This is a genomic window from Neorhizobium sp. LMR1-1-1.1 (assembly GCF_040675795.1).
GTDB classification, from domain to species: Bacteria; Pseudomonadota; Alphaproteobacteria; order Rhizobiales; family Rhizobiaceae; genus Neorhizobium; species Neorhizobium cellulosilyticum.
In genome coordinates this window covers 1-723 of record NZ_JBEGHE010000074.1, presented here as the reverse complement: position 1 = coordinate 723, position 723 = coordinate 1, and the positions used below count along the sequence as shown (strand labels likewise).

The 723-nt window shown below is 53.0% G+C and carries 1 rRNA gene; it reads left to right on the top strand.

Annotation, left to right across the window (positions count from 1 at the left end):
• Nucleotides 1-723 (top strand): 23S ribosomal RNA (locus MRBLMR1_RS28250); the annotation flags it as partial.

Genomic DNA, 723 nt, shown 5'->3' with positions numbered 1-723 from the left:
AGGCAGAAATGCGTAGGTGATGGGAACCACGTTAATATTCGTGGGCCTGGTGGTAGTGACGGATTGCGTAACTTGTTCAGACTTATTGGATTGTCTGGGCGGGGAAGCGGTTCCAGGAAATAGCTCCACCGTATAGACCGTACCCGAAACCGACACAGGTGGTCAGGTAGAGTATACCAAGGCGCTTGAGAGAACTATGCTGAAGGAACTCGGCAAATTGCACGCGTAACTTCGGAAGAAGCGTGACCCCTTTTTACGCAAGTGGATTGGGGTGGCACAGACCAGGGGGTAGCGACTGTTTATCAAAAACACAGGGCTCTGCGAAGTCGAAAGACGACGTATAGGGTCTGACGCCTGCCCGGTGCTGGAAGGTTAAGAGGAGGGGTGCAAGCTCTGAATCGAAGCCCCAGTAAACGGCGGCCGTAACTATAACGGTCCTAAGGTAGCGAAATTCCTTGTCGGGTAAGTTCCGACCTGCACGAATGGCGTAACGACTTCCCCGCTGTCTCCAGCATAGACTCAGTGAAATTGAATTCCCCGTGAAGATGCGGGGTTCCTGCGGTTAGACGGAAAGACCCCGTGCACCTTTACTATAGCTTTACACTGGCATTCGTGTCGGCATGTGTAGGATAGGTGGTAGGCTTTGAAGCGGGGACGCCAGTCTTCGTGGAGCCATCCTTGAAATACCACCCTTATCGTCATGGATGTCTAACCGCGGTCCGT